Annotated in this window: 26 protein-coding genes; 14 read left to right on the top strand and 12 right to left on the bottom strand. The window is 65.7% G+C overall.

The features are described 5' to 3' along the window. Nucleotides 1-123: 123 nt before the first annotated feature. The gene (locus EV192_RS03815) at nucleotides 124-972 is read left to right on the top strand and encodes a lysozyme (RefSeq protein ID WP_132111109.1); all 849 of its coding nucleotides are present in this window, start codon (nucleotides 124-126) and stop codon (nucleotides 970-972) included. Here the strand turns inward: EV192_RS03815 and EV192_RS03810 are convergent. Then, nucleotides 969-1,811: a LysR family transcriptional regulator gene (locus EV192_RS03810; RefSeq protein ID WP_243726611.1), complete on the bottom strand. Its 843-nt coding sequence runs from the start codon at nucleotides 1,809-1,811 to the stop codon at nucleotides 969-971. The two genes, EV192_RS03815 and EV192_RS03810, sit on opposite strands and share 4 nt — an antisense overlap. A gap of 204 nt (nucleotides 1,812-2,015) precedes the next feature. Then, a complete protein-coding gene (locus tag EV192_RS03805) occupies nucleotides 2,016-2,384 on the bottom strand; it encodes a hypothetical protein (protein ID WP_132111105.1) in 369 nt (122 codons plus the stop codon). Here EV192_RS03805 and EV192_RS03800 point away from each other — a divergent pair. Beyond that, on the top strand, nucleotides 2,292-3,455 hold the full coding sequence (locus tag EV192_RS03800) for a helix-turn-helix domain-containing protein (protein ID WP_481728491.1): 1,164 nt from the start codon (nucleotides 2,292-2,294) through the stop codon (nucleotides 3,453-3,455). The two genes, EV192_RS03805 and EV192_RS03800, sit on opposite strands and share 93 nt — an antisense overlap. Nucleotides 3,456-3,782: 327 nt before the next feature. On the opposite strand, the gene EV192_RS03795 is transcribed toward EV192_RS03800, so the two are convergent. The 3 genes from EV192_RS03795 to EV192_RS03785 form a co-directional block, all read right to left on the bottom strand. Continuing rightward, nucleotides 3,783-4,316: an RNA polymerase sigma factor gene (locus EV192_RS03795; protein WP_165960198.1), complete on the bottom strand. Its 534-nt coding sequence runs from the start codon at nucleotides 4,314-4,316 to the stop codon at nucleotides 3,783-3,785. 577 nt (nucleotides 4,317-4,893) lie between these two features. Next, nucleotides 4,894-5,151 carry an AMED_5909 family protein gene (locus EV192_RS03790; RefSeq protein WP_132111099.1) on the bottom strand — a complete coding sequence of 86 codons (258 nt, stop codon included), beginning with the start codon at nucleotides 5,149-5,151 and terminating at the stop codon, nucleotides 4,894-4,896. 59 nt (nucleotides 5,152-5,210) lie between these two features. Next, nucleotides 5,211-5,651: an Imm1 family immunity protein gene (locus EV192_RS03785; protein ID WP_165960197.1), complete on the bottom strand. Its 441-nt coding sequence runs from the start codon at nucleotides 5,649-5,651 to the stop codon at nucleotides 5,211-5,213. A 487-nt stretch (nucleotides 5,652-6,138) separates the two neighbouring features. Between EV192_RS03785 and EV192_RS57110 the strand changes: the two genes are divergently transcribed. Genes EV192_RS57110 through EV192_RS03760 form a run of 5 tightly spaced genes read left to right on the top strand, consistent with a single transcriptional unit; the run spans nucleotide 6,139 to nucleotide 10,322 of the window. Continuing rightward, nucleotides 6,139-6,369, top strand: coding sequence for a MerR family transcriptional regulator (locus EV192_RS57110; RefSeq protein WP_341770836.1), 231 nt, complete (start codon nucleotides 6,139-6,141; stop codon nucleotides 6,367-6,369). After that, nucleotides 6,366-6,749: a WhiB family transcriptional regulator gene (locus EV192_RS03775; RefSeq protein WP_341770835.1), complete on the top strand. Its 384-nt coding sequence runs from the start codon at nucleotides 6,366-6,368 to the stop codon at nucleotides 6,747-6,749. The genes EV192_RS57110 and EV192_RS03775 overlap by 4 nt, the downstream gene beginning before the upstream one ends. After that, nucleotides 6,746-7,081, top strand: coding sequence for a hypothetical protein (locus tag EV192_RS03770; RefSeq protein WP_132111095.1), 336 nt, complete (start codon nucleotides 6,746-6,748; stop codon nucleotides 7,079-7,081). The genes EV192_RS03775 and EV192_RS03770 overlap by 4 nt, the downstream gene beginning before the upstream one ends. After that, nucleotides 7,078-7,914 (top strand): hypothetical protein, encoded by an 837-nt coding sequence (locus tag EV192_RS03765; RefSeq protein ID WP_132111093.1) that lies wholly within the window; start codon nucleotides 7,078-7,080, stop codon nucleotides 7,912-7,914. Before EV192_RS03770 ends, EV192_RS03765 begins: the two co-directional genes overlap by 4 nt. Then, on the top strand, nucleotides 7,911-10,322 hold the full coding sequence (locus tag EV192_RS03760) for an FtsK/SpoIIIE domain-containing protein (protein ID WP_132111091.1): 2,412 nt from the start codon (nucleotides 7,911-7,913) through the stop codon (nucleotides 10,320-10,322). Before EV192_RS03765 ends, EV192_RS03760 begins: the two co-directional genes overlap by 4 nt. A 470-nt stretch (nucleotides 10,323-10,792) precedes the next feature. Here the strand turns inward: EV192_RS03760 and EV192_RS03755 are convergent, their stop codons facing one another. Together EV192_RS03755 and EV192_RS03750 are read right to left on the bottom strand one after the other, a co-directional pair. Next, a complete protein-coding gene (locus EV192_RS03755) occupies nucleotides 10,793-11,011 on the bottom strand; it encodes a hypothetical protein (RefSeq protein ID WP_132111089.1) in 219 nt (72 codons plus the stop codon). A gap of 116 nt (nucleotides 11,012-11,127) precedes the next feature. Then, nucleotides 11,128-12,678 carry a recombinase family protein gene (locus tag EV192_RS03750; protein WP_132111087.1) on the bottom strand — a complete coding sequence of 517 codons (1,551 nt, stop codon included), beginning with the start codon at nucleotides 12,676-12,678 and terminating at the stop codon, nucleotides 11,128-11,130. 174 nt (nucleotides 12,679-12,852) lie between these two features. Here EV192_RS03750 and EV192_RS03745 point away from each other — a divergent pair, with 174 nt between their 5' ends. Then, complete coding sequence (locus EV192_RS03745; RefSeq protein ID WP_132111085.1) at nucleotides 12,853-13,713, top strand: aldo/keto reductase; 861 nt, start codon at nucleotides 12,853-12,855, stop codon at nucleotides 13,711-13,713. A gap of 54 nt (nucleotides 13,714-13,767) precedes the next feature. Then, a complete protein-coding gene (locus EV192_RS03740; protein WP_132111083.1) occupies nucleotides 13,768-14,937 on the top strand; it encodes a pentapeptide repeat-containing protein in 1,170 nt (389 codons plus the stop codon). 7 nt (nucleotides 14,938-14,944) lie between these two features. Here EV192_RS03740 and EV192_RS03735 read toward each other — a convergent pair whose 3' ends face one another. Continuing rightward, nucleotides 14,945-16,975 carry a helix-turn-helix domain-containing protein gene (locus EV192_RS03735; protein WP_165960196.1) on the bottom strand — a complete coding sequence of 677 codons (2,031 nt, stop codon included), beginning with the start codon at nucleotides 16,973-16,975 and terminating at the stop codon, nucleotides 14,945-14,947. Nucleotides 16,976-17,170: 195 nt separating this feature from the next. Here EV192_RS03735 and EV192_RS53625 point away from each other — a divergent pair, with 195 nt between their 5' ends. The 4 genes from EV192_RS53625 to EV192_RS55490 all read left to right on the top strand — a co-directional run bounded on the left by EV192_RS53625 (nucleotide 17,171) and on the right by EV192_RS55490 (nucleotide 19,718). Then, nucleotides 17,171-17,533: a hypothetical protein gene (locus EV192_RS53625; protein WP_165960195.1), complete on the top strand. Its 363-nt coding sequence runs from the start codon at nucleotides 17,171-17,173 to the stop codon at nucleotides 17,531-17,533. Next, nucleotides 17,530-19,089, top strand: coding sequence for a tetratricopeptide repeat protein (locus tag EV192_RS03730; RefSeq protein WP_165960194.1), 1,560 nt, complete (start codon nucleotides 17,530-17,532; stop codon nucleotides 19,087-19,089). The genes EV192_RS53625 and EV192_RS03730 overlap by 4 nt, the downstream gene beginning before the upstream one ends. Before the next feature lie 213 nt (nucleotides 19,090-19,302). Then, nucleotides 19,303-19,479 carry a hypothetical protein gene (locus tag EV192_RS55495; RefSeq protein WP_243726610.1) on the top strand — a complete coding sequence of 59 codons (177 nt, stop codon included), beginning with the start codon at nucleotides 19,303-19,305 and terminating at the stop codon, nucleotides 19,477-19,479. Nucleotides 19,480-19,574: 95 nt separating this feature from the next. Beyond that, nucleotides 19,575-19,718, top strand: coding sequence for a hypothetical protein (locus EV192_RS55490; RefSeq protein ID WP_243726609.1), 144 nt, complete (start codon nucleotides 19,575-19,577; stop codon nucleotides 19,716-19,718). A gap of 126 nt (nucleotides 19,719-19,844) precedes the next feature. Here the strand turns inward: EV192_RS55490 and EV192_RS55485 are convergent, their stop codons facing one another. The 4 genes from EV192_RS55485 to purS all read right to left on the bottom strand — a co-directional run bounded on the left by EV192_RS55485 (nucleotide 19,845) and on the right by purS (nucleotide 23,546). After that, nucleotides 19,845-20,165 (bottom strand): transposase family protein, encoded by a 321-nt coding sequence (locus tag EV192_RS55485; protein ID WP_243726608.1) that lies wholly within the window; start codon nucleotides 20,163-20,165, stop codon nucleotides 19,845-19,847. Between the two features lie 200 nt (nucleotides 20,166-20,365). Continuing rightward, nucleotides 20,366-22,633 carry a phosphoribosylformylglycinamidine synthase subunit PurL gene (gene purL / locus EV192_RS03720; RefSeq protein ID WP_132111077.1) on the bottom strand — a complete coding sequence of 756 codons (2,268 nt, stop codon included), beginning with the start codon at nucleotides 22,631-22,633 and terminating at the stop codon, nucleotides 20,366-20,368. Beyond that, nucleotides 22,630-23,310 (bottom strand): phosphoribosylformylglycinamidine synthase subunit PurQ, encoded by a 681-nt coding sequence (gene purQ / locus EV192_RS03715; RefSeq protein ID WP_132111075.1) that lies wholly within the window; start codon nucleotides 23,308-23,310, stop codon nucleotides 22,630-22,632. Before purQ ends, purL begins: the two co-directional genes overlap by 4 nt. Further along, complete coding sequence (purS, locus tag EV192_RS03710) at nucleotides 23,307-23,546, bottom strand: phosphoribosylformylglycinamidine synthase subunit PurS (RefSeq protein WP_132111073.1); 240 nt, start codon at nucleotides 23,544-23,546, stop codon at nucleotides 23,307-23,309. The genes purQ and purS overlap by 4 nt, the downstream gene beginning before the upstream one ends. A gap of 129 nt (nucleotides 23,547-23,675) precedes the next feature. Between purS and EV192_RS03705 the strand changes: the two genes are divergently transcribed. Further along, nucleotides 23,676-24,632, top strand: coding sequence for an NAD-dependent epimerase/dehydratase family protein (locus EV192_RS03705; RefSeq protein ID WP_132111071.1), 957 nt, complete (start codon nucleotides 23,676-23,678; stop codon nucleotides 24,630-24,632). Nucleotides 24,633-24,666 lie beyond the last annotated feature (34 nt).

Genomic DNA, 24,666 nt, shown 5'->3' with positions numbered 1-24,666 from the left:
AATGTTAGTGATTCTTTCACACCAATGCGTGACAAATAGGTAGTTAGAGGCTCACAATCCCGTACCAGGTGGCTACCTTACGAGGCGGGCCACCTCCCGTGAGGGCAAGGAAAGGGCATCCCCATGAAGATCCCTGCAATCCGAAGGGGCCGCCGACTGCTGACCGCAGCCGCGGCGGTGTCCGCCACCGTTCTGGTCCTTGGCCAGTTACCAGCCACGGCCCAGCCAATTGAAGATCACCAAAGCTCGATCGACGAGATGGTCCGGCTCTACGACCACCCCATGGGCTCCCAGATCCGGCTGCACGAAGGCACCCCGATGGTCCTCGTACATCCGGACAGCGCCAGCATCCAGGCCGCCGTCTACGGCATCGACGTCAGCGGCTGGCAGGGCAATGTGGACTGGGCCGGCCAGTGGAACGCCGGCAAGCGGTTCGCGTACGTCAAGGCGACCGAGAACACCAACTACACCAACCCGTACTTCGCCCAGCAGTACAACGGTTCCTACAACGTCGGCATGATCCGCGGCTCGTACCACTTCGCCCACCCGGACACCACGTCGGGCGCGACGCAGGCGAACTACTTCGTGGATCACGGCGGCGGCTGGTCGCGGGACGGCAAGACCCTGCCCGGCACCCTGGACATCGAGTACAACCCCAGTGGCGCAACGTGTTACGGCCTGTCCGCCGGCGGCATGGTGAACTGGATCGTGAGCTTCAGCAACCAGTACCACGCCCGCACCGGGGTCTGGCCGGTCATCTACACCACCACCACCTGGTGGTCGCAGTGCACCGGCAACCAGGGTGACTTCACGTCCACCAACCCGCTCTGGGTGGCCAGGTACGCCTCCTCCGCGGGCGCCCTGCCGTTCGCGTGGGGCTTCTACACCTTCTGGCAGTACAGCGACAGCCCGATCGACCAGGACGTCTTCAACGGCGCCTACGACCGGCTGCAGGCACTGGCCAACGGCTAAGTAGCCATCTGGCTGGCCGCGGCGATCGCGTCGAGCAACGCGATCGCCGCGGCACTTGGCGTACGCGCGGTGACCACGACCGTCTCCCAGCGCGGCGGCAGACCGGCGAGACCGATGAACCTGACCTTGTCGGTCTTGACCGAGAACGACTGCGGCACAAGGGCGACGCCGAGGCCGTACGCCACGAGGTCCAGCAGTGAGTGCACGTCGTTGACCTCGAACGCGATCCGGCGATCGTCGAACACCCTGTCGACCGCGTCCCGCGATCCCCAGTCCGGCAGGAAGTCCACAAAGGGCTCGCCGGCGAGGTCGTCGAGCGCCACCTCTGATCGCCGGGCCAACGGATGGTCCGGACCGCACGCCAGAACCAACGGCTCACCCTGCAGGGGCCGGACGATGACACTGTCCGTGCTCCGCATCGGCAACGACACGAACGCCAGGTCCAGCCGTTTCGCGCGGACCTGTTCGGACAGTTCGTTCGACCCGCCCTGACGCAGAGTGATCTCCACGCCGGGATGGGCGGCGTGGAAGGTCGCGAGCACGGCGGGCAGGTGCACCACGTGCAGGCACTGCAGCGAGCCGATGGCGAGGCTGCCCCGGACGAGGCCCTGCACCGCGGCGACCGCGTCACGGGCCGCGTCGGTCGCGCTCAGTGCCCGGCGGGCTTCGACCAGCAGGGCGCGGCCGGCCGGGGTGAGTTCGACCTGTCGGGTGCTGCGAACGAACAGGGGCGCGCCCAGTTCCCGCTCCAGCGACCGGATCGCGGCGGAAAGACCGGACTGGGCGACGTGCATGCGTTTGGCCGCGCGGGTGAAATGGCTCTCCTCGGCGACAACCACAAGTTTTCTACAGCACTCTTCAATCATCCTCTACCAGGCGAGACGCACCAGTCTCGGTGCGACACGGACGACCGGCACCAGCATGCCCCCGGTAGGCAGGCTATATGCCGGTTCTGGATCAACGTCGGGTATACGCTGGACATGAGGCGAATCGGCTCTAAGGGTGGGGATCGAATGAGTTCGGTAGGCCCACAGCAACAGTCATCAATCAGCATGCCCGGCGGTCGCCGTTGCCAGGGCTGTGGGACTGTGCTCGCTGCCGACAACACGGCGCGCCTGTGCAGCAGGTGTCACAGAGAGCAACGGGACCAACTCCGCACCCCACCAGCTCAGCTCAGGAATGAATTCTTTGAGACCAACGAATTCAGGGCGGCCTTTGAGAGCCAACATATAGGTAAGGTCCTCAAGGCATATCGGAATCACCCTCGCCATCTTCAACTCTACGGTAAGGCGCTCAATCAGGAACTTCTCGGGCGATGGCTGGGCCTTACACAGGCTCAGGTAAGCAAGCTTGAAAATGGCAAGCCAGAACAGAACCTCGAAACGCTGCGGAACTACGCCAAAATCCTCCACCTTCCTCAGCACATGCTATGGTTCGATTTTCCAGGTCAAAGCCGATTCATTGTACCGCCACGCACCGTTGACGGTGCGCGCGACGGGTTGATTGTCCCTCCGTCTCAGGATGACATACTGATCGCGAATACGGGAATGGACACGCTCGAACTGCTCCGACGTGTACGTGTATCGGCGATCGACTCGTCGACAATCGACGCGCTCAACATCACCGTTGAGCAATTGTGTTGCGACTATGCTCACTCTGACGCTGGTGAGTTGATAACGACGGGCAAGAAATGGCTTGGTAAAGTGACCGAGCTACTCGACAACCGTCTTACATTGGCTCAGCACCGCGAAATACTCCACAATGCCGGAATGCTCGCCCTTCTCGTCGGTTGTCTCGAATACGATCTCGCCGACACGCGATCGGCAGAAGCGACACGCCGAATGGCGTGGACACTTGGCAAAGAGTCTGGCGACCCGGGCATCGTAGGCTGGTCTCATGAGATGCTCGCATGGTTCCATCTGACAGCAGGCAACTTCCGTGCGGTAATCCCAGCCGCTGAAGCGGGTATCCGCGAAGCTCCGTCTCATTCAGTCGCGGTGCAACTCTACGGCCAACAGGCGAAAGCCTACGCGCGTATGCAGATGCCTGAAAAGGTGCACGAAGCCCTTGAACAGGGCCGAGCACTGCTGGACAGGCTTCCCTACCCGGATAGACCTGAAAACCACTTTGTGGTCGATCCCGACAAGTGGGACTTCTACGCAATGGATACCTACCGCATTGTCGGTGAAGACCAACTGGCAAGGCGCAATGCCGAAGAGGTGATCCGCCGTAGCGTCAGCCCGGAGGGCACGCTTATTTCCCCTATGCGCAACGCCGAAGCCCAACTAACTTTGGGTGTCATTGCCGCTCGACAGGGTGATGTTGAGGAAGCAGCCACACTAGGTATTCGGGCGTTGCAGTACGGGAGGCAGAGCCGCCCGTCTCTGCTGCTGGTCGCTGCCGAATTGGAACATGAACTGGCCACCTACGGCGCAAGCGCGGGCGTGGACTTCCGCGAGTTGTTCAACGAACTCAAGCGTTGACTTCTCGCACATTAGGACACTCTGAAGTGTTCCGAAAGTCGGACACAATCGGCGAGTTGTACCCACAGCAGACGGTCTGGTTGGTGTCTGGTCTGGACAGACGGGTCAGTCGTCGTCCATGCTGCCGCCAAGTCGATTTAGATTTTCGTCTCTCTGTGCCCGGTCTTGGTCTTCGTGCGCTACCGCTGTCGCTCGGTCAGGGAATGTTTTCGCATTGCAGCCTTCACATTCCCATCCGTCCCGCGCACTACGTACCATCGTTCTCTTTCTGTCGTAGCCATTCGTCGAAGTTGACTAGAGTTTGGTTGTCACAACCATCGGCCCAGTTCAGTCCGGGAAGGACAACTGGTACACGGCTTTGAACCTCGTACGCGCTCGATACATCAGCGCCGCACACGTATTTGCGCTGAGGCCCAATAGCGTACTCAGGTGGCCCGGATTCCATCCCTCGACTGCCGACAACCACAGCGCCCAGCGGAAGCGCTCCGGTAGATTCTCGAACGCGGCACGCACCGTTAGGGCCGTCATCGCGATGGATTCGGGGCAGTGGGCCACCCGAGGTAGGTCCACCACGGCGTAGGATTCCCATCGAGCATCCCACGCCTGAGACTCGGTGATCGCGATATTTCGTATCGCTGTCATCAGATACGCGCGGAAGTGGTTCACATGACAGCCTGCCTGGATTCTGGCAAGCACGTGGACGAACGCTTCCTCCACTAGGTCTTCCCACTCCGCGTGCCTACGTGAGATGTTCCTGGCATGGGCCAGTGCTACCTGTCGGTGTCGGAGGTACAGTTCGCCGTATGCTGACTGGTCGCCCTGCACGAGCGTTACCAGCTCCCTGTCCGACAGTGCTGTCAAATCAACAACCATACGACCGGGCATCATAGATCACCGATTCTATTCCAGGTCAACGATCGCACTGGCGAATTGCGCCATGCACCGACGGAGAGCTTCTCTGGTAAATATAAGCTTGACGGCTGGGCTATCTATTTCGCCAATGAGGAATTCGACAAATCCATCCTCGGTTTGAATAGAATAGCCAATGTCGAAGTCACTTTTCAACGTAATCGACGCGGTTACTTGGATGGACGACGACATTGAGTCCCCTCTCGACGCCAGATAGTTTTGGCGCGTTTTGCCGATCCGAAATCTGGTCTAGAAGCTACCAAGCTTTGCCCTCGAACTGGTTGTCGTCGTGACCAATCGAAATCTTCAACGCGCCCCAGAGCAAGTTCAACCAGATAGGGAGATGCAAGCTCTTGCATCCGCAGAACATCAGGTCCGATATCTGCGTCCCATACAACCTCGTACCGGCTCTTTCTGTGCCGATAGCGGACCATTACGAAGACACCTGTGACTTTGCTCAGCAGCCCGGCCAGGTTTCGCGATGACCGCGAACGTTTTGACATCTCCACCACAACCTACGACGGCTTGACTACCTGCTTTTCGCGCTGCTACCGCCATGCTCTAACTGGTCCGCGTTCTCGTTTTCAATCCAGGCACAGGCCATTGCTTCGTGGTAGTGATCTCGGTCCGCCTTGGCTACGCTGGTGAACATTGCCGCACGGTCTCTGTAGAAGTCGCGCTTTTGTTGCACTGTCGCGTTAGCTGGCGGCAGTGCTGGCCGCACGCTGTACGCCTGTTGCAGAGTGGCCACGCTCTCCCCAACGTGCTGTGACTTCTGGGCAGTCATGCCTGCATCTCCTTGGTATTGCAGGGGTTGCGGTCAGGCAGGCGCCGTATCGTCGAACTCTAATACTTGTCATACGGGCGCCATTCGATACAGGTCGGTCGTTTCCGGGTTTCGAGCCATTCGAGTAATGCCGTCCGAGCGGCGGGAATGGGGATCGCCGCCGTGCGGGGAAACACCGCGCCTGTGCTGCCGTTGAAGACGAGATCCACGGCGGGCAGGGGGCGATTCGGGTTGTAGGAGTTGGCGATCGGCATGTGTGGGTCGTCGTGGTCCATATAGTTGAGGGCCGCCAAACCAGTGGACGGACTGACGCTGATGCGGAGTTGATGGTTGGGGTACGGCCCATCCTTGGTGCGGCGGAACTCGGTGTCCCCGACGGAGAGCGTGGTTTCCCATTCGGCGTGTTCTATGATCAGGATCTCGTCAATCATGCGCACGGATTCATGCATTCCGTTGGTGACGCGTGCCACGCCGGTGCTGAGTGATGCGGTGAGGATCATGCGTGCGGTCGCTGTTCTTTCCCTTGAGCGGAAGGGGTGCGTGCTGACCGGGTGTGGCCGAGCGTGGGGTTGTTGTGGTGGTTCTAGGCGTGTGCGCCCACCGTGACCGCGCCGGGCGACGGAATCTATATCGATGTCGGCATGCCGCATGTCAGCCTTGGAATATTCCCTGGCAGGCAGGTACTCACTGCCCGCGCGTATCACCCAGTCAGGTCAGTCCACCCCGTCCAGAAGTCGGCAGGAATGGCCCCATAGCTGGTCCGCGCGGGGCAGGGTTATCGAATATTCTGGGCCAGAATAATCCTGCCGCGGGACATTCTTTCTAGGAATATCGAGCGTCCCGCGGCCTGCCTGACCTGCGGTTATTCCTACACAAAATAACGTATTCAGATGCCGACATGGATGGTATGTCGCGGCGGCGGCTTACTTGATGGCAGCGGCCTCCAAGAAGGGGATCGCAACCATCGAGTAAGGACCAAACCACATCATGAAAACCACCAAAAACACTATTCCTGTTGATTCGCGTGTATGGCTTTCCATCCCGGAAGTCGCCTGGATTCTCGGGGTTGACGAGTCGCGGGTGTGCCAGTTGATCCGGGTCGGTGTGCTGCCGGTGGCCAAGCGCCGGTCGCGCATGGTGGTCCCGGCTCATGCCCTGGCCCATCTGGCCGTGGCCGACAACGGCACGCCGGACCCGCTGACAGGGGGTAGGCCGTGAGTACCCCCGACCGTGACATGTGGCTGGAGGGCATCGCCTGGCGGCTGGATCGCCTGCGCTTCGTGCCCCGGGACGTGCTCACCGACATCGTGACCGACCAGGGGGTGTGCACTTCGGAGTACCCCCACGGTGAGCCACCCCGGTGGACCGGACACGACACCGTGGACCGCGCCCTGGCCACGCGGCTGTGTGCCCGATGCCCAGTCCAGGACGAATGTCTGGAACTGGAACTGCGGACGGCGGGCGAACAGACCGTCGGCGTGTGGGGCGCGCTCCCGCAGGACGACCGGCGCGCGCTGTACCCGCACTGGCGTCGACGCGGTGACCGCGCCGAGGACCCCACTGACCCCGCCGACGGGTGGGAAGGGGTGGCGCCATGAATCCGATCACGGTGACACCGACGGAGATTCTGGCCGGGCTGGGCGGCCTGCTCGTGCTGTTCGTGTCCTGGCGGGCCAGCGCGCGCCGTGCGCGAGCTGCCGCCGATGCGGCGCGGGCGGGTGCTCGGGTGCTGTCGCTGGCCGGGCGGGTGATGTTCACGGCGGCACTGATCGTGGCCGTTCAGTGGATCGTCATCGCCCATGCCGCCTCGAACAAGTGGCTGCTGCTGGCGGTGTTGGGGCTTCCGGCGTTGTTCGCCGCCTACGCCCTGACACGCGCGTTGACGGTGACCACGATGGACGCACCACGTCGGCGGGGTGGTCGACGATGACCACACCCCACAACGCACAGGCGGTGGTGTCACGCGGGGCGAAGCTCGCGCGGGACGCCGCACAGGCCGCCGACCTACGGGCGTACCAGACCCATCCGGACGTGATCGCGTTGCGGGTGGAACGGGTCCGGGTACAGGTGGATCGGTTGTGCTGGGCCGGAATCATGCTCGGTCTGGCGTTCACCATGACCAACGTCCAGACCTTCGCCGCCGCCGGGTCGTCGGCGTGGTCGCTGCCCTGGCTGGCCGCCTGGCTGCTCGACCCCACGGTGTCGGTCGTCCTGCTGGCGATCCTGCGGGCCGAACAGGTGACCGCGCGCTACCAGGTCCGTACCGGCCCATGGGTCCGACGGGCGAAGTGGTTCACCCTCACGGCCACCTACGTCATGAACACCTGGGCCTCCTACGCGGCCGGGTCGGTGGCCGGGGTGGTGCTGCACTCGGTGCCGCCGCTGGTGGTGTTCGCCGCCGCCGAAGCGGTGACCGATCTACGGGACAAGCTCACCGACGCCGTCCACGCGGCGTTCACCGACGCCACCCGACACGCCACCCCGCCCACACCGTCCACGGACGACCCCACCCCGTCCATGGCGTGCACACAGGACACTGCGGGGGTTCATGAACGGCCACGGCGGACGTCGGCCGGTGAGTACCTGGCCAGGGCACGGCACGCCTTGCAACCGGGGATACGGATCACCCCGGCCTGGGTCCGTCAGGTCACCGGATGCTCACGCGGCTTGTCCTCCCGGCTGGCCGCCGCCCTGAACGCCGAAGTCGACCAGCGCACCAACAGCGACGGCGACACTGTGCCTGGACCGGGGGCGCGGCCATGAACGCCGACGAACACCCCGTGAACGATGCTCCTGCCGGGGCGGAGTTGGAACGCAAGATCTACGACGCCGAGTTCGTCACCGACGACACCCCGCGTCCGGCACCCAGCGGGATCCGGCGGTGGACACCCGCCGGGCGACGCCACACCCGGACCCGGATCGCCCGGTGGCTGGCGGGCCTGCTGCGGCGGGCCTGGCAGTCCAGCCCGTTCGTCCGAGCCCGGTCGGTGGCCGCCTATCGGATGCGCAAGCTCCCGATGGATGTAGCGCGGCTGGCGTGGTTCGTGGCGCGGGGACATTGGCGGTGGCTGGTCAAGTTCTGGAACTGGGCCACCTACGCCGATCTACGCGCGGACGCGCGCTCTGCCCGGCTCGCGGGCAACACTGAGGCCAGGCGCACGGCACAGGAGCTGATCCGCTCGGACGCGAAAGCGCGATGGGCCAAGGTCGGTATCGCGGTCCGCCGGATCGTGGTCGCGGTGCGGGTGCTCGGGCCGGTCGCGATCGTGTTGTGGGCGACCGATTCCTGGCTGGACCGCGCGGACATGTGGCCGTGGCTGGCCGACGTCTACACCGGCATGGACGCGGTGTGGTCAGTGCTGACTGTGGCCGGGCCGATCGTGCTCTGGCTGGCACCGCTGGCATGGCTCGTCGCGGCGGTGTTCGAGGGACGGGACAAAACCCCAGGCGCCGGCTGGCTGGTCCACCCCGAACGAGACGACAACGATTCGTGGATCGACGAGCGGATGATCTCGGTCGCGCTGGCACACTTGGGAATCACCCCGCTCAATCGGTTCTTTAAGGACGGTGGCGCACTCGCCTACACCGTCGCGGCACGCAAGGACGGAGACGGCACCTACGCCCAGATTCGGCTACCGCTCGGCGTCACAGCCGACATGGTGGCCGCCCGCCGCCCCACCCTCGCCGCCAACCTCGGTAGAGCCTCGCTGGAGACCTGGCCCACCAAGGGTGAGGAAGACGGGCTCCTGGACCTCTGGGTGGCCGACAAAGGCGCCCTCAACGGCGGCGCCGGTGACTGGCCGCTGCTGACCGACGGTCAGGTGGACCTGTTCGACGGCGTCCCGTTCGGACTCACCCAACGTGGGCTCGTCATCAACGCGCCGTTGATCGGCGCGAACTGGTTGGTCGGTGGCCGACCAGGACAGGGCAAGTCCGCGTGCCTGCGGACCCTGCTGTTGGGTGCCGCGCTGGACCCCACGGCCGAGTTGTGGGTGTTCGTGATGGGCGAGTCGCCGGACTTCGACCCGTTCACGCCCCGGCTGGCCCGCTACCGGATGGGGATGGACGACGCGGTGGCCGAGGCCGCGTTGCAAGGGTTGTCCGATTTGTTGGAGGAGATGGAACGACGCGGGAAAGTGTTGGGGCAACAGCCCGGCAGGCCACCCAAGGTGTCTCGCAAGCTGGCCGACCAACGTCATCTCGGGCTGCATCCCCTGGTTTGCGCGATCGACGAGTGTCACGAGTTGTTCCAACACCCCAAGTACGGCAAGCAGGCCGCCGAGATGGCGATCCGGTTGATCAAACGAGGCCGCAAGTACGGCATCGTGTTGTTGCTGGCCACCCAGTCGCCCACCAAGGACAGCATCCCGCGTGAGGTCACCCGCAACATCTCCTGCGGCGTGGCGTTCTCGGTGGCCGACCAGATCGCCAATGACGGCCTGCTCGGGTCCGGGAAGTACCGGGCCGGGATCCGGGCCACCGACCTACGGATGAACACCGACCGGGGAACCTGCGTCGCCGTCGGCGTCACCGACGCCACGTTCGAACTGGTCCGCACGTTCTACGTACCGTTCGAAGACGGCACCGACGACGTGTCACCGGTGATCGCCCGTGCCCTGGCGATCATGCAGGAAACCGGGCGACAGATACAGATCCAGACGCCGGACCGATTGGAGATCGACGCCGCGCCGGTCGATCATCTCGCCGCTATCGCTGCGGTGATGCGGGACGGACGCCGAGTCCGTACCCAAGTCATGCTCTCCCGGCTGGCCGAACACAACCCCGCCGAGTACGAAGGATGGACGTTCGCGGACCTGACCGCCGCACTCACGGAGCAGGGCATCACCCCGGTCAAGTCACACGGCAACATGGCCGTCCGCAGCGAAGACGTCACCGCCAAACTCACCGCACGCGCTCAGGACACGACCGGGGAACCAGGCGGGGAGTCGGACGGGGAGGACACCGAGACACGGGGAGGCAACCCCCGCACCTCCCCGTCCCGCAATCCACGGTCTGACCAGCGCAAACATCCATCGGGGGAGGCGGGGGAGGCACATTCGCGCCTCTTTGACACACCCGAAAACCCCCGAAAACACGGAGTGGGCACGTCCGCGCCTGATCCCCTCCCCGCCGTCGACAGCCCGGACGACTGGGGCAGCGATGACGGGTAACCGAACCCCATCTGAGGACACGCAGACACCACAGCAGACCGAAACCGAGCCACCCCACACCCTAGGAAGCGATGATGAACCACACCGTGACACGGAAACCGATCAGCACGACCAACGACAGGGCGACGCGACGCAGGCACGGCAGCGAGACCCGTTACGACGGTCTCAGACGGCCGCACGGCGCGCGAAGAGGCGTCGGAGGTCAGTTACTCCGGCCAGCGCCGCGTCGGGCTCACACGCGCAGTCTGCGACCGACGGTGTACCCACGCCGGAGGAATGGGCACGGCAACAACTGATGAACGCGCCACCACGCTCCCCCGCGTGGGCTCGATCGGTGGCCGCGATCTACGGCTTGGATCTCCCAACCGAGGACTGAGGGCTCCACCGATAGCGAGAGGCCCCTGGCGCACTGCCAGGGGCCTCTCGCCATCGAATTCTCTGAGTCTGGGGAACTCAGCAAGACGCATTGCTCATCGTTGCTTGCCTACCGGGCCGTAGATGAACTGGAACAGCAACGTGCGCAGATCCACATGGTCGGCGGCCGACTTGGCCGACACGATGTCCGGGTAACCGTGCCTGGCAAGAACCTCCGCGACATCCAGCACCAAGCCGAACGTGAACCTGCTGTCACACCCGCACTCGGGGTGCCCCAACGGGTAGATCTTCGCAGGCTGTTGCTGCGCTACCATTGGTCTCTCCTGACTGATTTGTTGACGGTTGGGACCCCGGTCCGGCGGCGTGGTTCCGGCAAGTTCCTGACGCCGGATCGGGGCAACGGCGGAATTGACATGGTTACGCCGCGATTCTAGGTTTCTTCCCGCCACACGGGCGTAATCTGGTCGGGATGGAACCGGACACCCTTGCCTGCCGGATTGATCACGACAGCGGTCAGACTCTTCGCGATCGCGGCCTGTTTCTGCTCCATCGTGAACGTCGGCTTCTCCCACTCATCCGCCAGATTCGCAACGAAGCTCCTACGCGCGTCCACCTGCGCGTCGTATCGACGCTGCTCGCGGCGAAGTTCCGCGACCTGGGCCTCCATCCGCGCCAGGCTAGGGAAATGGTTCTCGGCGGAAACCTGGCCTGCCTCATATCGACGGATAGACTCCTCGATCCGAGACAGGTAACCGGCTAGTTCCTTCTCTTTCGACCACGGTGGGAGCTCTTCGACTTTGCGCGACTCGATCCGTTGTTGGTCCGCAATCACCAGGGCCTTGATGTACGCGTCGATCGGCTCAGCCACACGTCCCACGCCAGCGCACCCCCCGGCGCCTTTACTCGGGCATCGGTAAGTTGGAATGAGTACCCCGGAACGAGGGTCACGGCGCTTTCCCCCCACCATTCGAGCGTTACACTTGCCACACCGAATAAACGGGGACAACAAGTACGTGGTGCGGTAGCCGCGCCCCTTCGCGGTCAACCGCGACTGCTCCCCGCTCCCCTTCTGCGCAGGCGCCCAGGCCCGCATCACGGCAGCCTGCTCGTCTTCGGTGAGAATCGGTTCCCACCGACCGCGCACCGGCTCACCGTTCTCGTCCCGCAACACCTCACCGTACCGACCGGCCAGCCCGGAAATACGCGGACGGAAATACATGGCACGGATAGTGGACCCGCGCCAAGCCACGCCGGTGACCGACTTAATCCCGCGCTCGTTCCACTCACGCGCCAATGTCAACGCACTTAGCCCAGCGATAATTCGTGGCAGCGCCTGCCTGATATGCGCGGACTCGCGCTTATTCAACGTCAGACGGTCCTTCCGCCAGCCAAACGGACGCATCCGTCCGCCATGATTCTTTCCCGCATAAGCCGCCCGCCGCTTTCCATCGATCACCCGACGAGACGTGTTCCGAGACTCGGAATTTCGCTGATTTACCAGGTTGCGCGCGGTAGCAATACCTGCATCCGTCGACAGATCGACGTTCCCCGTCATACTAACGACATACACGCCGTACAATTCGACCACATCGATCAGGTCTTCCAAAATACGCGGGTCACGCGTCGCACGATCAATATCCACCACCGCGAGCGCGTTACACTCACCCCGACGCAACGCGGTCAGAATCGCTTCCCAATCCGGTCGAACAACCCGATAACCAAACGTGCCATCCGGCAACTGAACACGCTTCCGCTTGAACGACGACACATTCGGTTCAGGAACCTCACGTTCGATCCGCCCGCCAATACCCGCGACGAACTCGCGAAGATCACTCAACTGGTGGTCAACCTGGCCCTGCTCGTCCGCACCGCGCCCGGATGGCACCTTGGACTCACGAGCCGACAACGCCCAAACTAGCTGGTCAGGGGCCTGGTCGATCAGCGTCCGACCCCGCTCACGACGCAACGGTGCAGTACTCATGGCTCAAGTATGCGCTAAGACATCCTTGGCTACCGCGACGAAGTACTGAAGTTGGCGCAGCTCCATTTTGATTCATCACTCACACTGCTGAATGGGATCAGTTCGTTCTGTTGGACAGAATAAACCGGGGCGGCGAGACTGGACAGGAATCCCATCCACAGAGGAGTGACATTGATGCGGACTCGTCGGATCGGCGACACGCAGGTCAGCGAGATCGGCCTCGGGGCCATGCCACTGTCCGTCGAGGGCCGGCCGGACGAGCCACAGGGGCTGGCCACCGTCCACGCGGCGCTGGACGCGGGCATCACCCTGATCGACACGGCGGACGCGTACAGCCTGAGCGGCGCGGACACCGGGCACAACGAGTCGTTGATCGCGAAGGCACTGGCCACGTACGGGTCGGACACCTCGGACGTCCTGGTCGCCACCAAGGGCGGCCACGTGCGGACCGCGGACGGCGCGTGGACGCTCGACGGCTCGCCGGAACACATCAAGCAGGCCTGTGCGGCGTCGCTGAAGCGGCTCGGCGTCGAAGCGATCGGCCTGTACCAGTTCCACCGGCCGGACCCGCGGGTGCCGGTCGCGGACTCCGTCGGCGCCCTGCGCGACCTGCTGGACGAGGGCAAGATCCGGTACGCGGGCGTGTCCAACTTCGATCCGGCCGAGATCAGGGCCGCCAACTCGATCCTCGGCGGCCGGCTGGCCGCGGTGCAGAACCAGTTCTCGCCGTCGTTCCGGTCCAGCGAACCCGAGTTGGACCTGTGCGCCGAGTTGGGGATCGCGTTCCTGCCGTGGAGCCCCTTCGGCGGCAGCGACAACGCCGGCCGACTGGGCGACCGGTTCGCGGTGTTCGCCGAGGTCGGCCAGGCCCACGAGGTGAGCCCACAGCAGGTGTGCCTGGCGTGGATGCTCGCCAAGGCCGACGTGGTGATCCCGATCCCGGGCTCGTCCCGGCCGCAGAGCATCCGCGACTCCGCGGCCGCGAGTGACCTGGAACTGTCCCCTGCGGAGATCGACAAGCTGGACAACGCCTGAGTTATGGTGCATCCGGCTCTATCCGCCAGGGCCGGATGCCGCCAGGATGTGCGGATGGATTTGGCCCTGGTGATTGTCGGCATCCTGCTGTTGTTCGGCGCCGGGTTCCTCGTCGCCCAACAGGGCCGTGCCCTGGCGGGCACGCTGGTCGGCGCGATCGGCGTGCTGGCCACCGTCGCCGGTTGGGTGCTGCTCGACGGCGGCGCGACCCTCAGCGAAGCCCTGCGCACCGGCGGTCTCGCGGCGACCGCCATCGTCCTGCTGTACGCGCTGTGGCTGAGTGACCGCAGGCGCAGGATCGACGAAGAGCGCCAGGACATCGAACGCCGCCGACACGACCTGGAAGCCCAACGGCACCAGCTCGAACAGTCCCGGCAGAACCTGGAGACCCAGCGCGCGCAGCACGACCGCGAACGGTCCACGGACGAGCGGTTCGCCCGTGCCATCGAGCTGATGGGCAGCGACGCCGACCAGGTCCGGGTCGGCTCGATGCACGCCCTCGCCGGCCTGTCCCGCAGCCGGCCCGAATACACCCAGACGGTGTTGGACGTGCTCTGCGCGTACCTCCGTCGCCCGTTCGACCACGCCCACTACGCCCGCCTGCGCGGCGACCAGAACCCCATCGCCGACTCCCCGGACGCCGACCGCGAACGCCAGGTCCGGCTGACCGCCCAGCGGCTGATCGGCGAACTGCTGCCGCAGAGCGGAAACGGCCGCGGCCCCACCTACGACCTCGACCTGACCGGCGCCACCCTGGAGTACTTCGACATCTCCGAGCGCGTCGTCGGCCAACTCACCGCCCGGTCGGTGAACCTGTACGAGGCCAACGCCTTCCGAGGCATGGAGATCTACGGCGACGCCTGGTTCACCGCGGCGCACAGCTGGGGCAAGTTCATCGCCCAGGAGACCACCTTCCACAAGCGCGCCTGGTTCGCCAACTTCGAAGCCGACCAACTGGTCGACTTCAACAAGTCCAAGTTCGACGGCGTGGCCAAACTCGCCCAGGCCAAGTTCGACGGCAAAGTCGTGTTGCGCGGCAGCCGCTTCGCCCAACCGGTCGACCTCAACCACAGCTCGTTCCGCGGCGGCCTCGACATGTCCGCCGCCGCGACGGCCACCGCCGACACCTACGGCATGACGATCTCCCTGGACATGAAGAACGAACTGCCCGAAGGCTGGGTCATCGACCGAAAAGAGGACAACATCGGCATGGTCCGCGCCTGACCCGTCCTCACAGTGCCCGCAGTTGATCCTCCATCCTGGCCGCGTCACCGGACAGCGCGAGTTCACGGAATATCCGCCCGGCTTCGCGGAAGCAGGCCGCTGCCTGCTCCTTGTCGTCGCACTTCCCCGCGATGTGCGCCAGGGACTCCAGCGTTGTGGCGACATGCCAGTCAGTGCCGTTGGCACGGAAGAAACTCAGCGCCTTCGCGGTGGATCGATACGCCTCGCCGTAGTCACGCCTCAGATACTGGGCCCAACCGTAATGTCCCTCTGCCACCGCCTGGCCGGGCCGGTCACCGGCGGCTTCGAAGGCCGCCTGCGCGGCGAGGTGGTACCGCGCGGCCTCGTCCGGTTCGCCGCTCTCGGCAAGGGCGAGACCAAGATTGTTGAGCATCAGTCCCTCGGGGCCACGCTGACCCAGCTTGACCGCGGCCTGGACGCCGAGCCGGAAGACCGGCACCCAGGACGCCCACCGCATCGTGGTGTAGAAGTAACCACGCAGGTAGTAGCAGAACTGCCAGCAGGTCTCCGCGAAGTCCCGGTTCAGCATCTCGCGGCACAGCGGCAGGAGGTTCTCCTGTTCCGTGCCGATCCAGCGGAGCGCGGCCTGCGCGGAGTCGAAAACGGGACCGAATCGCGATTCGGGAACACCGGACAGGTCGAGCTGGATCCGGTGCGGCGAGATCTGCAGCTCCGCTGCCGCGGCGGTGCTCAGATAGTAGTTGAAGAGCACGTGCAGGAGCCGGCGACGCTCGCGGTCGGTCAGGACGACACCGACAGGTCCGTGCCGGACGAAGTCCCGAATGGGGTCGTGGAACTCGTATGCCCCGGACGAGTGGTCGGCCACCATGCTGCTTCGCAGCAGGCTGTTGAGGACGCCATCGGCTTCCCGCGGACTGGTTTCCAAGAGCACCGCGGCGGAGTAACGGTTGATCCGCACTCCTGGGTGAACTGACAGCCCCGCGAGCGCACTACGTTCCCGCTCCGGAAGCAGCGCGTGGCTCGCTGCGAGAACCTCCGCCAGGCTCTGTTCCCCGTTGCCGATCTCGTCAAGGCGCGTGTCCTTGGACGTCAGTGCCGATTCGATGTCGTCCAAGGTAAACGTGGTGTTGTCCCGGAACCGGGTGGCGATGAGGTGGATGCCCAGCGGAAGCCGGTAACACATCCGCACGATGTTGCGGATCTGTGGCCGAAGAGTCCCGTCACCGGGCGCCCCGTTCGCCCGAGGCCCGGCGATGAGCCTGAACAGGTCCTCGGCGTCCTCGAACGGCAGGACACCAAGTGCGACTCGGCACACCTCGTCCGGAGCGGTAAGACGGCTGCGGCTGGTCACGATCACAGTGCTTCCCGGCAACGCCGATGTGAGCAGTCGGACCTGCTCGGCGTCCGGGACGTTCTCCAGCACCACGAGCAACCGCAGCTCCGATACCTGGGTACGGAGGTCGGCTACCAGTTTCGACCGCCCCGCGCGTCTGCTGCCTCCTGGAGCGTCCAACTGGATCAGGAGCGCTTCGAGTGCCTCCTCGACGGACATGCCTGGCCCGTTTGTCGCGTACCCGTACAGGTCCAGGTACAGCTGGCCATCGGGGAAGTATTCGCGGAGGCGGTCAGCCGCGACAGCGGCCAAGGCGGTCTTCCCGATGCCCGCGATGCCGTAGATCAGGCAGACCCGGACTGACCTCGCGGATCCGGAGGCGGTGTCGGGACGCAGTCGGTCGACGATCGCCGCGACCTCCGTGGAGCGGCCGAGCAGGTTCGCCGGCACTGGCGGAAGCTCTGATCTTCGTCCGATCGACTTCCGGCGCCGTGCCTGCTGTGCGCCGGCTTCCACTTCTCTGGCGATGGCGGTCAACGTGGGCGCGGTCCCGAATACCTCGTCAAGCAGTGTCGCGTACTCGACCGTCGGCGCTATGTCGCCGCTTTCCAGCCGGCTGATCCGGCTGTGATCCCGAAAGATCTTCCCGGCCAGTGCCCGCTGGCTCATCCCCGTTTCCTCGCGCAACTTCCGGAGAAGCGAACCGAAGGTCGGTTCAGTCACGTCGCCCACCCCCATCCGCCGGGATCAGTGCCAGCACGGGAACCGCTTCATTATCGCAGTGACCGCCGCTACTCCGGTGGCTCCTGCTCGACCACGCGGTGTTGCTCATTGAGCGCGCAAACCGCAACGCCAGCCGCCACGACGTTGACTCGCCACTCTGGAGATATCGATCGTGAAGAGAGACAGAGGTGCGCGATGACCGATACCGGCACGGACGGGACACCAGGGCGACGTTCGCCGTCGCCCGGAGATGACGAGGTCAACACTTTGATCAAAGTGTTGACGGTCCTCGGGGTCGCGATCGGCCTCCAGCAGCTCATCTCACCATACGTAGGCACCATCATGGCCATCGCGATCTCGATCGGCGCCACCGCGCTGTTCGTGCTGGTGGGCCTGGTCGCCATCAGAGTCATCCGGCGTTGGCGCGACCAGGTGAGCCTGCGCGTGTGGGTCATCGTGGTCTGCATCGCGGCGGCTGGCCTCGTCGGCATGCTGACCGGGCTGGCGCTGGCGTACGCGTTCGACGGCGGCGCACAGTCGTGGGACGGGCATCTGTGACCGGCAGCGGCGTTGCCAGATACGACGTCTTCCTGTCGCTCGGCGGAAACGACCGCGACCAGGGCAGGCATCTGGCCGCACGGCTGCGCGAACACGGACTGCGGGTGTTCGTCGACGAGGACGACATCGGCTACTTCGGCGGCATCACCGGCCAGATCGAGCAGGCGCTTCGTTCGTCGAAGACGTTCGTCGCCTACTACTCGCGTACGTACCCGGAACGGCCGTCATGCCAACTCGAACTGACCGCCGCGTTCCTGGCCGGCCAGGCGGAGGGCGACCCGACCCGGCGAATCCTGGTCATCAACCCCGAGCCGGACGACGACCACCTGTTCCCGGCCGAGTTGTCGGACGCGCGCTACATGTCCGCGTCCGTTGCCGTGTCCGACCAGGTCCGGCTGATCTGCGACCGCGTCGCGGCCGTGGCCGGTGTGATCGGGGACGTGAACCTGCGGCGTCGACCCCGTCGTCACTACGGGAAGATCGCTGGTGCGGTCGGCTTTGTCGGGCGGTACCGCGAACAGTGGGCCATCCACAGCGCGCTGTTCGCGGCCGACCTGCCGTTGAGCCAGGAGAAGTCCAGCGGTCCGGTCGTGTGCGTCGCCGGACTGCCCGGAGCCGGCAAGACGAGCCTGGTCTCGGCGTACGCGTGGAACTTCGGGTCCGCCTTCGACCGCGGCGTGTACTGGACCCGTCTGGCGGGCAAGGGGCGCGAAGCCCTCGCCAGCTACGACCGACAGTTGCTCGACATCGCGCAGTTCCTCGGGCTCGACATCGGATCGGGCAACCGCCACCGGGTACTGGGCGCCGTCGCGGATCACCTCGCTGCCGAGAAGGGTTCGGCATTGTGGATCGTGGACGACGTTTCCGGCGTTCTCGCCCCCTCGATCGTCCATGATCTCGTGCTCCCAGCGGGCCCGGGAGTACGTACCGTGCTGATCAGTGACCAGCGGCATCTTGCCGAACTCGTGCCGGTGATCGGGATCGGCGGCCTGGCGAGTTCCGATGCCGCCGGGCTACTGGACAGTTGGCGACCGACGCGGGGGCCCAGCGACCGGCTGGCCAGGGATCGCCTCATCGACCTTGTGGGCGGCCACGCCGGCGCCCTCAGCGACATCGGCCGGGCCATCCGGGACAGCCACGGAATCATCTCGTACGAACAGGCCGTCACTCAGCGGTCCAGTGTGATGGACACGATCGACGTCGCCGGCGTCTTCCGCTCCACGATCGCCGAACTCACAGCACCGCAGCGGCTGGTGCTCCAACTCGCGCTCCGGCTGAACGGCGCGCCAGTGCCGGCGCCCATGGTTGCCGCCGAAGTGGAACGCCTCGGGCTGGTCGACGAAAACCACGACCCGGCGCTGACGGCGGCCATCGCCCTCGGGGACCTCCGTGACCGCTTCCTTGCCGAACGGACCGACACCGCATGGTCGATCCACCCGCTCGCGCTACGCATGGCCAGGCGCCACATCGACGAACAGATCAGCCCCCACCCTCTCCGGGAGGGTTCCGTCAAAGTCGGTTTGTGCTGGCCAGGCGGGGGATTCCGAGCGGTGTGAGTGGTCGGGTGATGCCGCGGAGGGCTTGGGCGATGTTGGTGGCGCCGGCTAGGCGTAGGGCGCTGATGGCGAGGTTGTGCAGGGTGGCCATGGCGCGGGGTGCGGACCCGGGAGTGGTCTTCGCTGTAGGTGACGTCGCGGACCCCGTATAAGCGGTTTTCGATCTGCCAGTGCCCCGCGTAGCAGTAGGGCGATCTGGGCGGGATCGGTCTGGTGGGCCGCGAGACTGGTGACACCGACCCAGGTGTGGATCTCACGCTTGCCGCTGCTGTGGTCGGTGCGCTCGCGGGTGATGCGCAACACCTGTGCCGCACCAGGAAACCCGACGTCCTCAGGGGCGGGGAGGAGGCGCGGGGTGCGGTGTTCGGTTCGGCCGTGGCGGTGTCGTAGCTGGTGTGGACCTCGGCCTGGGTCCAGTCCAGGGCGTGTAGCAGATCGAACATGCGCAAGAGTTGTTTCTTGACGATGAACACGTAGTGGCCGCCGTGGCCGGTGTCGTACCGGGCGTGATCTCGGGTGGTGTGCAAGGTGTCCGTGGTGATCACCACCCCGGTCAGATCCCCGACATGGTCGAGCACGGGCAGGTGCACTCCGGCGCCGCCGGTGCGAGCGAAGGTGCCCCGCAGTGACTTGCCGTCCAGCGCGATCGCGGTATGCGGCACACCGTCGGTCGGGGGCTGACTGGATCCGCACTGGTCGCGCACCCAGGCACTGACCGCACTGTCGAGCAGGTCGCCGTCCACCAGGCTCAACGCTCAGCGCAGGGTGGCCTCACCAGGTGCGACGTACCGGGTGCGGCGGGGATCCCACCGCGCCCCCAGCGCACGCAGCACCCATTGTGGCGCGTCGGCGGCCCATTCCCAGATCGCCATGATCAACCTCGCCCCGGTAGCCACCGCGACCGCCGCCCTGGCCAGCATCGCGGCCAACGAGTGCCGCACGCCCCGTGCGTCCCGCGGGTCGGTGATCGTGTCGAAGTAGTCCCGCAGGTCCGCGGCGTGCTGAAGGTTCACCGACCCCAGTCGATCCAGCACGTCAGTGACCGGGGAATACAACAGCAGGCACGGTTCTCTCACATGATCATGGGACCTAGACACTCACATGATCAACTAGAGGCCGCGCCTGCTCTCACACGGATGATCGACTTTGACGGAACCCCCACCCTCTCCGGGGGGCGACCCCGGGGCCAGTCTATCCGTTGGGGCGCATGGAAAGGGGCTTTGGCAACAGTGAGTCCGTGCGAGTGGGCCGCTCGCACGGACTTCACTCGGACGGGTCAGTCGAACAGTGCCGGTAGGGTGCCCTCCCAGGCTGTTCGCAGTTCGTCGAGGGTGAACGTGCCGATGTCCTGGATCTCCAACGCAGCTGACTCCGGGTCGACCACGCCGAGCTTGCGCCATGGCAGGCCGCGGGCTGTGCACATGTCGGTGAAGCGCAGTTCTTCGGTTCGCGGGACGGCCACGATGGCCCGGCCGGTCGACTCGGCGAAGAGCTGGACGAACGGGTCCTGGTCCGGGTCCAGGAAGATCCGGGCGCCCACCTGGCCGATCAGGCACGCTTCCACCAGGGCCTGGGCCAGGCCGCCTTCGGACAGGTCGTGCGCGGCGGACACCATGCCGTCGCGTGAGCCGGACCGGAGGATCTCGGCCAGCAGTTTCTCGCCGGCCAGGTCGACACGTGGGGGCAGGCCGCTGAGGTCGCCGTGCACGACGTGGGCCCATTCGGAGCCGCCGAGCTCGTCGTCGGTGGTTCCCAACAGCAGCAGGGTTTCGCCGGCTTCGGCACCTATTCCGGTGGGGATCCGGCGGCGGACGTCGTCGATCACGCCGAGCACGCCCACTACCGGGGTGGGCAGGATCGCCGTGGTCCCGGTCTGGTTGTAGAAGCTCACGTTCCCGCCGGTGACCGGGATGCCCAGTTCGACGCAGCCGTCGGCGAGACCGCGCACGGCCTGCTCGAACTGCCACATCACGCCGGGGTCCTCGGGTGAGCCGAAATTGAGGCAGTTGGTGACCGCGATGGGGGTGGCGCCGCTCACCGCCACGTTCCGGTACGCCTCGGCCAACGCCAGCTTCGCGCCCTGGTAGGGGTCGAGTTTGCAGTAGCGACCGTTGCTGTCCAGGGACACCGCGACGCCTCGGCCGGTCTCCTCGTCGATCCGGATCATGCCCGAGTCGGCCGGCTGCGCGAGCACGGTTCCGCCGCGGACGTACCGGTCGTACTGGTCGGTGACCCATCGGCGGGAGGCCAGGTTGGGGGACGCCGCCATCCGCAGCACCAGGTCCCGGAGCTCCACAGTGGACGGACGGGTCAGCGCGGTGGGCGCCTGTACGGTGTCCTGCCAGGCCGGGCGCTCCAGCGGGCGGTGGTATACCGGGCCCTCATGTGCGACGGTCCGCGGTGGCACGTCCACCACGACCTCGCCGTGCCACGTGATCACGAGCCGGTCGCTGTCGGTGACCTCGCCGATCTCGGTCGCGGTCACGTCCCACTTGGCGCAGACCAGCATGAAGGCGTCGACGTCCTCGGGCCGGACGACCGCGCACATCCGTTCCTGCGACTCGCTGGAGAGGATCTCCGCCGGTGTCATTCCTTTGGCGCGCAACGGAACCCGGTCGAGCACGATGGCCATGCCGCCGTCGCCGGCGCTGGCCAGCTCACTGGTCGCGCAGGACAGTCCGGCGCCGCCGAGGTCCTGGATGCCCACCACGAGCTTGGAGCGGAACAGCTCAAGGCAGCACTCGATCAGCACCTTCTCGGTGAACGGGTCGCCGACCTGGACCGACGGCAGCTTCTTGCGGCCGGCCGTGGTCTCGTCGCCGGAGAACGTGTCCGAGGCCAGCACCGACACACCGCCGATGCCGTCCAGCCCGGTCCGCGCGCCGAACAGGATGATCTTATTGCCGGTGCCGGACGCGTGCGCCAGGTGCAGGTCCTCGACCCGCATCGCACCTACGCACAACGCGTTCACCAGCGGGTTTCCCAGGTAGCTCGGGTCGAACACCACCTCGCCGCCGACGTTCGGCAGGCCGAGGCAGTTGCCGTAGCCGCCGACCCCCGCGACCACGCCGGGCAGCACCCGCCGGGTGTCCAGGGCGTCGGCCGCGCCGAACCGCAGCGAGTCCATCACCGCGAGCGGCCGGGCACCCATGGCCATGATGTCGCGGACGATGCCGCCGACACCCGTCGCGGCGCCCTGATAAGGCTCCACATAGGACGGATGGTTGTGCGACTCGGCCTTGAACGTGACCGCCCAGCCGTCGCCGATGTCCACCACACCGGCGTTCTCGCCGATGCCCGCGAGCATCTTCGAGCGCATCTGTTCGGTGGTCGTCCGGCCGAAGTAGCCGAGGTGCACCTTGGAGGACTTGTACGAGCAGTGCTCGCTCCACATCACCGAGTACATGGCCAGCTCGGCGTCGGTCGGCCGGCGGCCGAGGATCTGCCGGATCCGCTGGTACTCGTCGTCCTTCAGACCCAGTTCACGGTAGGGCTGCTCGGTGTCCGGAGTGGACTCAGCATGCTTGACGGTGTCGAGTGTCATGCCTTCACCAGTGCGTCGAGGGCGGAAAAGAACATGCCGAGGCCGTCGTCGGACGGCCCGGTGAGGGCGTCGATCGCGTGCTCCGGGTGCGGCATCAGGCCGAGCACCCGGCCGGAGCTGTCGGCGATGCCGGCGATGCCGTTGAGCGAGCCGTTGGGGTTCAGGCCGACGTACCGCAACACCACCCGCCCCTCGCCCTCCAACTCGGCCAGCGTCGACTTGTCGGCCACATAGCCGCCCTCGCCGGACTTCAGCGGGATGAGCACCTCCGCGCCCTGGTCGTACCGGGTGGTCCAGGCGGTCGACGTGTTCTCCACCTTGAGCCACTGGTCGCGGCAGACGAAGTGCATGGCCGAGTTGCGCACCAGCGCGCCGGGCAGCAGGCCGGCCTCGCACAGGATCTGGAAGCCGTTGCAGATCCCCAGAACAGGCATCCCCTTGCCGGCGGCCTCGACCACGGGCCCCATCACGGGCGCGAACCGCGCGATCGCGCCACAACGCAGGTAGTCGCCGTACGAGAACCCGCCGGGGACGATCACGGCGTCGACCCCGCGCAGGTCGGCGTCGGCGTGCCACAGCGAGACGGCTTCGCCGCCCGCTTGCCGCACCGCGCGGGCCGCGTCATGGTCGTCAAGCGTTCCGGGGAACGTGATCACACCGATCTTGGCGGCGTTCATGGCTCGACCCGCCGGACGGTGAAGTCCTCGATCACGGTGTTCGCCAGGAGGCTGCTGGCGATCTTGGCGAGCTCCTCGTCGTCGACGGAGTCGTCGACCTCCAGTTCGAACCGCTTGCCCTGGCGTACCTCGGTGACGCCCTGGAAGCCAAGACGGGGTAGCGCTTTGGCCACCGCCTGTCCCTGCGGGTCGAGGATCTCGGGCTTGGGCATTACGTCGACGACGACTCGAGCCACTGTTGGTCGCTCCCATGTCAATGATCACGGCGGGTGACGGCGCTACCGGCGAAGCGTACCTGACCTGGGAGTTTCGCCCTGCGCGAGCACGGTGGCGAAGCGAGCGGCGTCACAGTAAGGATAGTTGACATGCGACTACTCATTCTGGGCGGAACGGTGTTTCTCGGGCACGCGATCGCGGCCGAGGCCGTCCGGCGCGGTCATGACGTGACCTGCGTGGCGCGGGGTAGCACGAACGGGGCACCCGCCCCGCTGATCCGGATCGACCGGGACGATCCGGACGGCCTGGCGCCGCTGGCGGGCGAACACTTCGACGCGGTGATCGACCTGGCGAAGATGTCCTACCCGCACGTGCGGCGCGCGGTGGAGACGATCAGGACCGACCACTGGTCGTTCGTGTCGTCGATCAGCGTGTACGCCGAGCACGTCACCGGTCGCGTCGACGACCCGGTCTTCGAACCGGTCGAGTCGGCGAACGACCCGGAGAACTACGGGGCGATCAAGGTCGCCAGCGAGAACGCGGTCCGCACGGTCTGGGGCTCGGACGCCTTCATCGTCCGCGCCGGACTGATCACCGGGCACGGGGACGTGTCCGACCGGTTCGGCTACTGGCCGGCCCGGCTGGCGGACACCGGCCAGGTCGTCGTGCCGGACGCGCTGGACCAGCCCGCGCACTACATCGACGTGGCGGACCTGGCGACGTGGATCCTCGCCGGCGCCGAACAGCGCCTCGGCGGGACGTTCAACGCGGCCGGCCTGCCGACGCCACTCGGTTCGCTACTGGCCGAGATCGCGTCGGTCGCCGGCGGTGACGGGGAACTGGTGCCTGTCGCACCGGACAAGCTCGTCGAACTCGGTGTGCAGTACTGGGCTGGGCCGAAGTCGTTGCCGCTGTGGCCGCCGCCTGGGCACATCATCGGCGCGAACTGGGACGTGCGACCCGCGATCGACGCGGGCCTGCGGTACCGCCCGGCCGTGGACGCGATCGCGAGTGCCCTCGCGTACGAGCGTTCGCTGGGCCTGGACCGGCCGCGGAACGCGGGTTTGACCCGGACGGAGGAGGCTGAAGTGCTTTCACTGAATTGATCCTCTGGGGCAGGATCAAGGGTCCTGGACCCAA

It is taken from the genome of Actinocrispum wychmicini (genome assembly GCF_004345645.1).
In the GTDB taxonomy this organism is placed as follows: domain Bacteria; phylum Actinomycetota; class Actinomycetes; order Mycobacteriales; family Pseudonocardiaceae; genus Kibdelosporangium; species Kibdelosporangium wychmicini.
The sequence above is the reverse complement of the archived record's forward strand: the minus strand, read 5'-3'. Positions and strand labels throughout refer to the sequence as shown.

Coding starts and splice junctions, on each gene's coding strand:
- EV192_RS03740 (WP_132111083.1), top strand. CDS start 13,768: ATGGATTTGGCCCTGGTGATTGTCGGCATCCTGCTGTTGTTCGGCGCC.
- EV192_RS03745 (WP_132111085.1), top strand. CDS start 12,853: ATGCGGACTCGTCGGATCGGCGACACGCAGGTCAGCGAGATCGGCCTC.
- EV192_RS03815 (WP_132111109.1), top strand. CDS start 124: ATGAAGATCCCTGCAATCCGAAGGGGCCGCCGACTGCTGACCGCAGCC.
- purQ (WP_132111075.1), bottom strand. CDS start 23,310: ATGAACGCCGCCAAGATCGGTGTGATCACGTTCCCCGGAACGCTTGAC.
- EV192_RS03750 (WP_132111087.1), bottom strand. CDS start 12,678: ATGAGTACTGCACCGTTGCGTCGTGAGCGGGGTCGGACGCTGATCGAC.
- EV192_RS03760 (WP_132111091.1), top strand. CDS start 7,911: ATGAACGCCGACGAACACCCCGTGAACGATGCTCCTGCCGGGGCGGAG.
- EV192_RS03755 (WP_132111089.1), bottom strand. CDS start 11,011: ATGGTAGCGCAGCAACAGCCTGCGAAGATCTACCCGTTGGGGCACCCC.
- EV192_RS03770 (WP_132111095.1), top strand. CDS start 6,746: ATGAATCCGATCACGGTGACACCGACGGAGATTCTGGCCGGGCTGGGC.
- EV192_RS57110 (WP_341770836.1), top strand. CDS start 6,139: ATGAAAACCACCAAAAACACTATTCCTGTTGATTCGCGTGTATGGCTT.
- purL (WP_132111077.1), bottom strand. CDS start 22,633: ATGACACTCGACACCGTCAAGCATGCTGAGTCCACTCCGGACACCGAG.
- EV192_RS03765 (WP_132111093.1), top strand. CDS start 7,078: ATGACCACACCCCACAACGCACAGGCGGTGGTGTCACGCGGGGCGAAG.
- EV192_RS03705 (WP_132111071.1), top strand. CDS start 23,676: ATGCGACTACTCATTCTGGGCGGAACGGTGTTTCTCGGGCACGCGATC.
- EV192_RS03790 (WP_132111099.1), bottom strand. CDS start 5,151: ATGACTGCCCAGAAGTCACAGCACGTTGGGGAGAGCGTGGCCACTCTG.
- EV192_RS53625 (WP_165960195.1), top strand. CDS start 17,171: ATGACCGATACCGGCACGGACGGGACACCAGGGCGACGTTCGCCGTCG.
- EV192_RS03785 (WP_165960197.1), bottom strand. CDS start 5,651: ATGATCCTCACCGCATCACTCAGCACCGGCGTGGCACGCGTCACCAAC.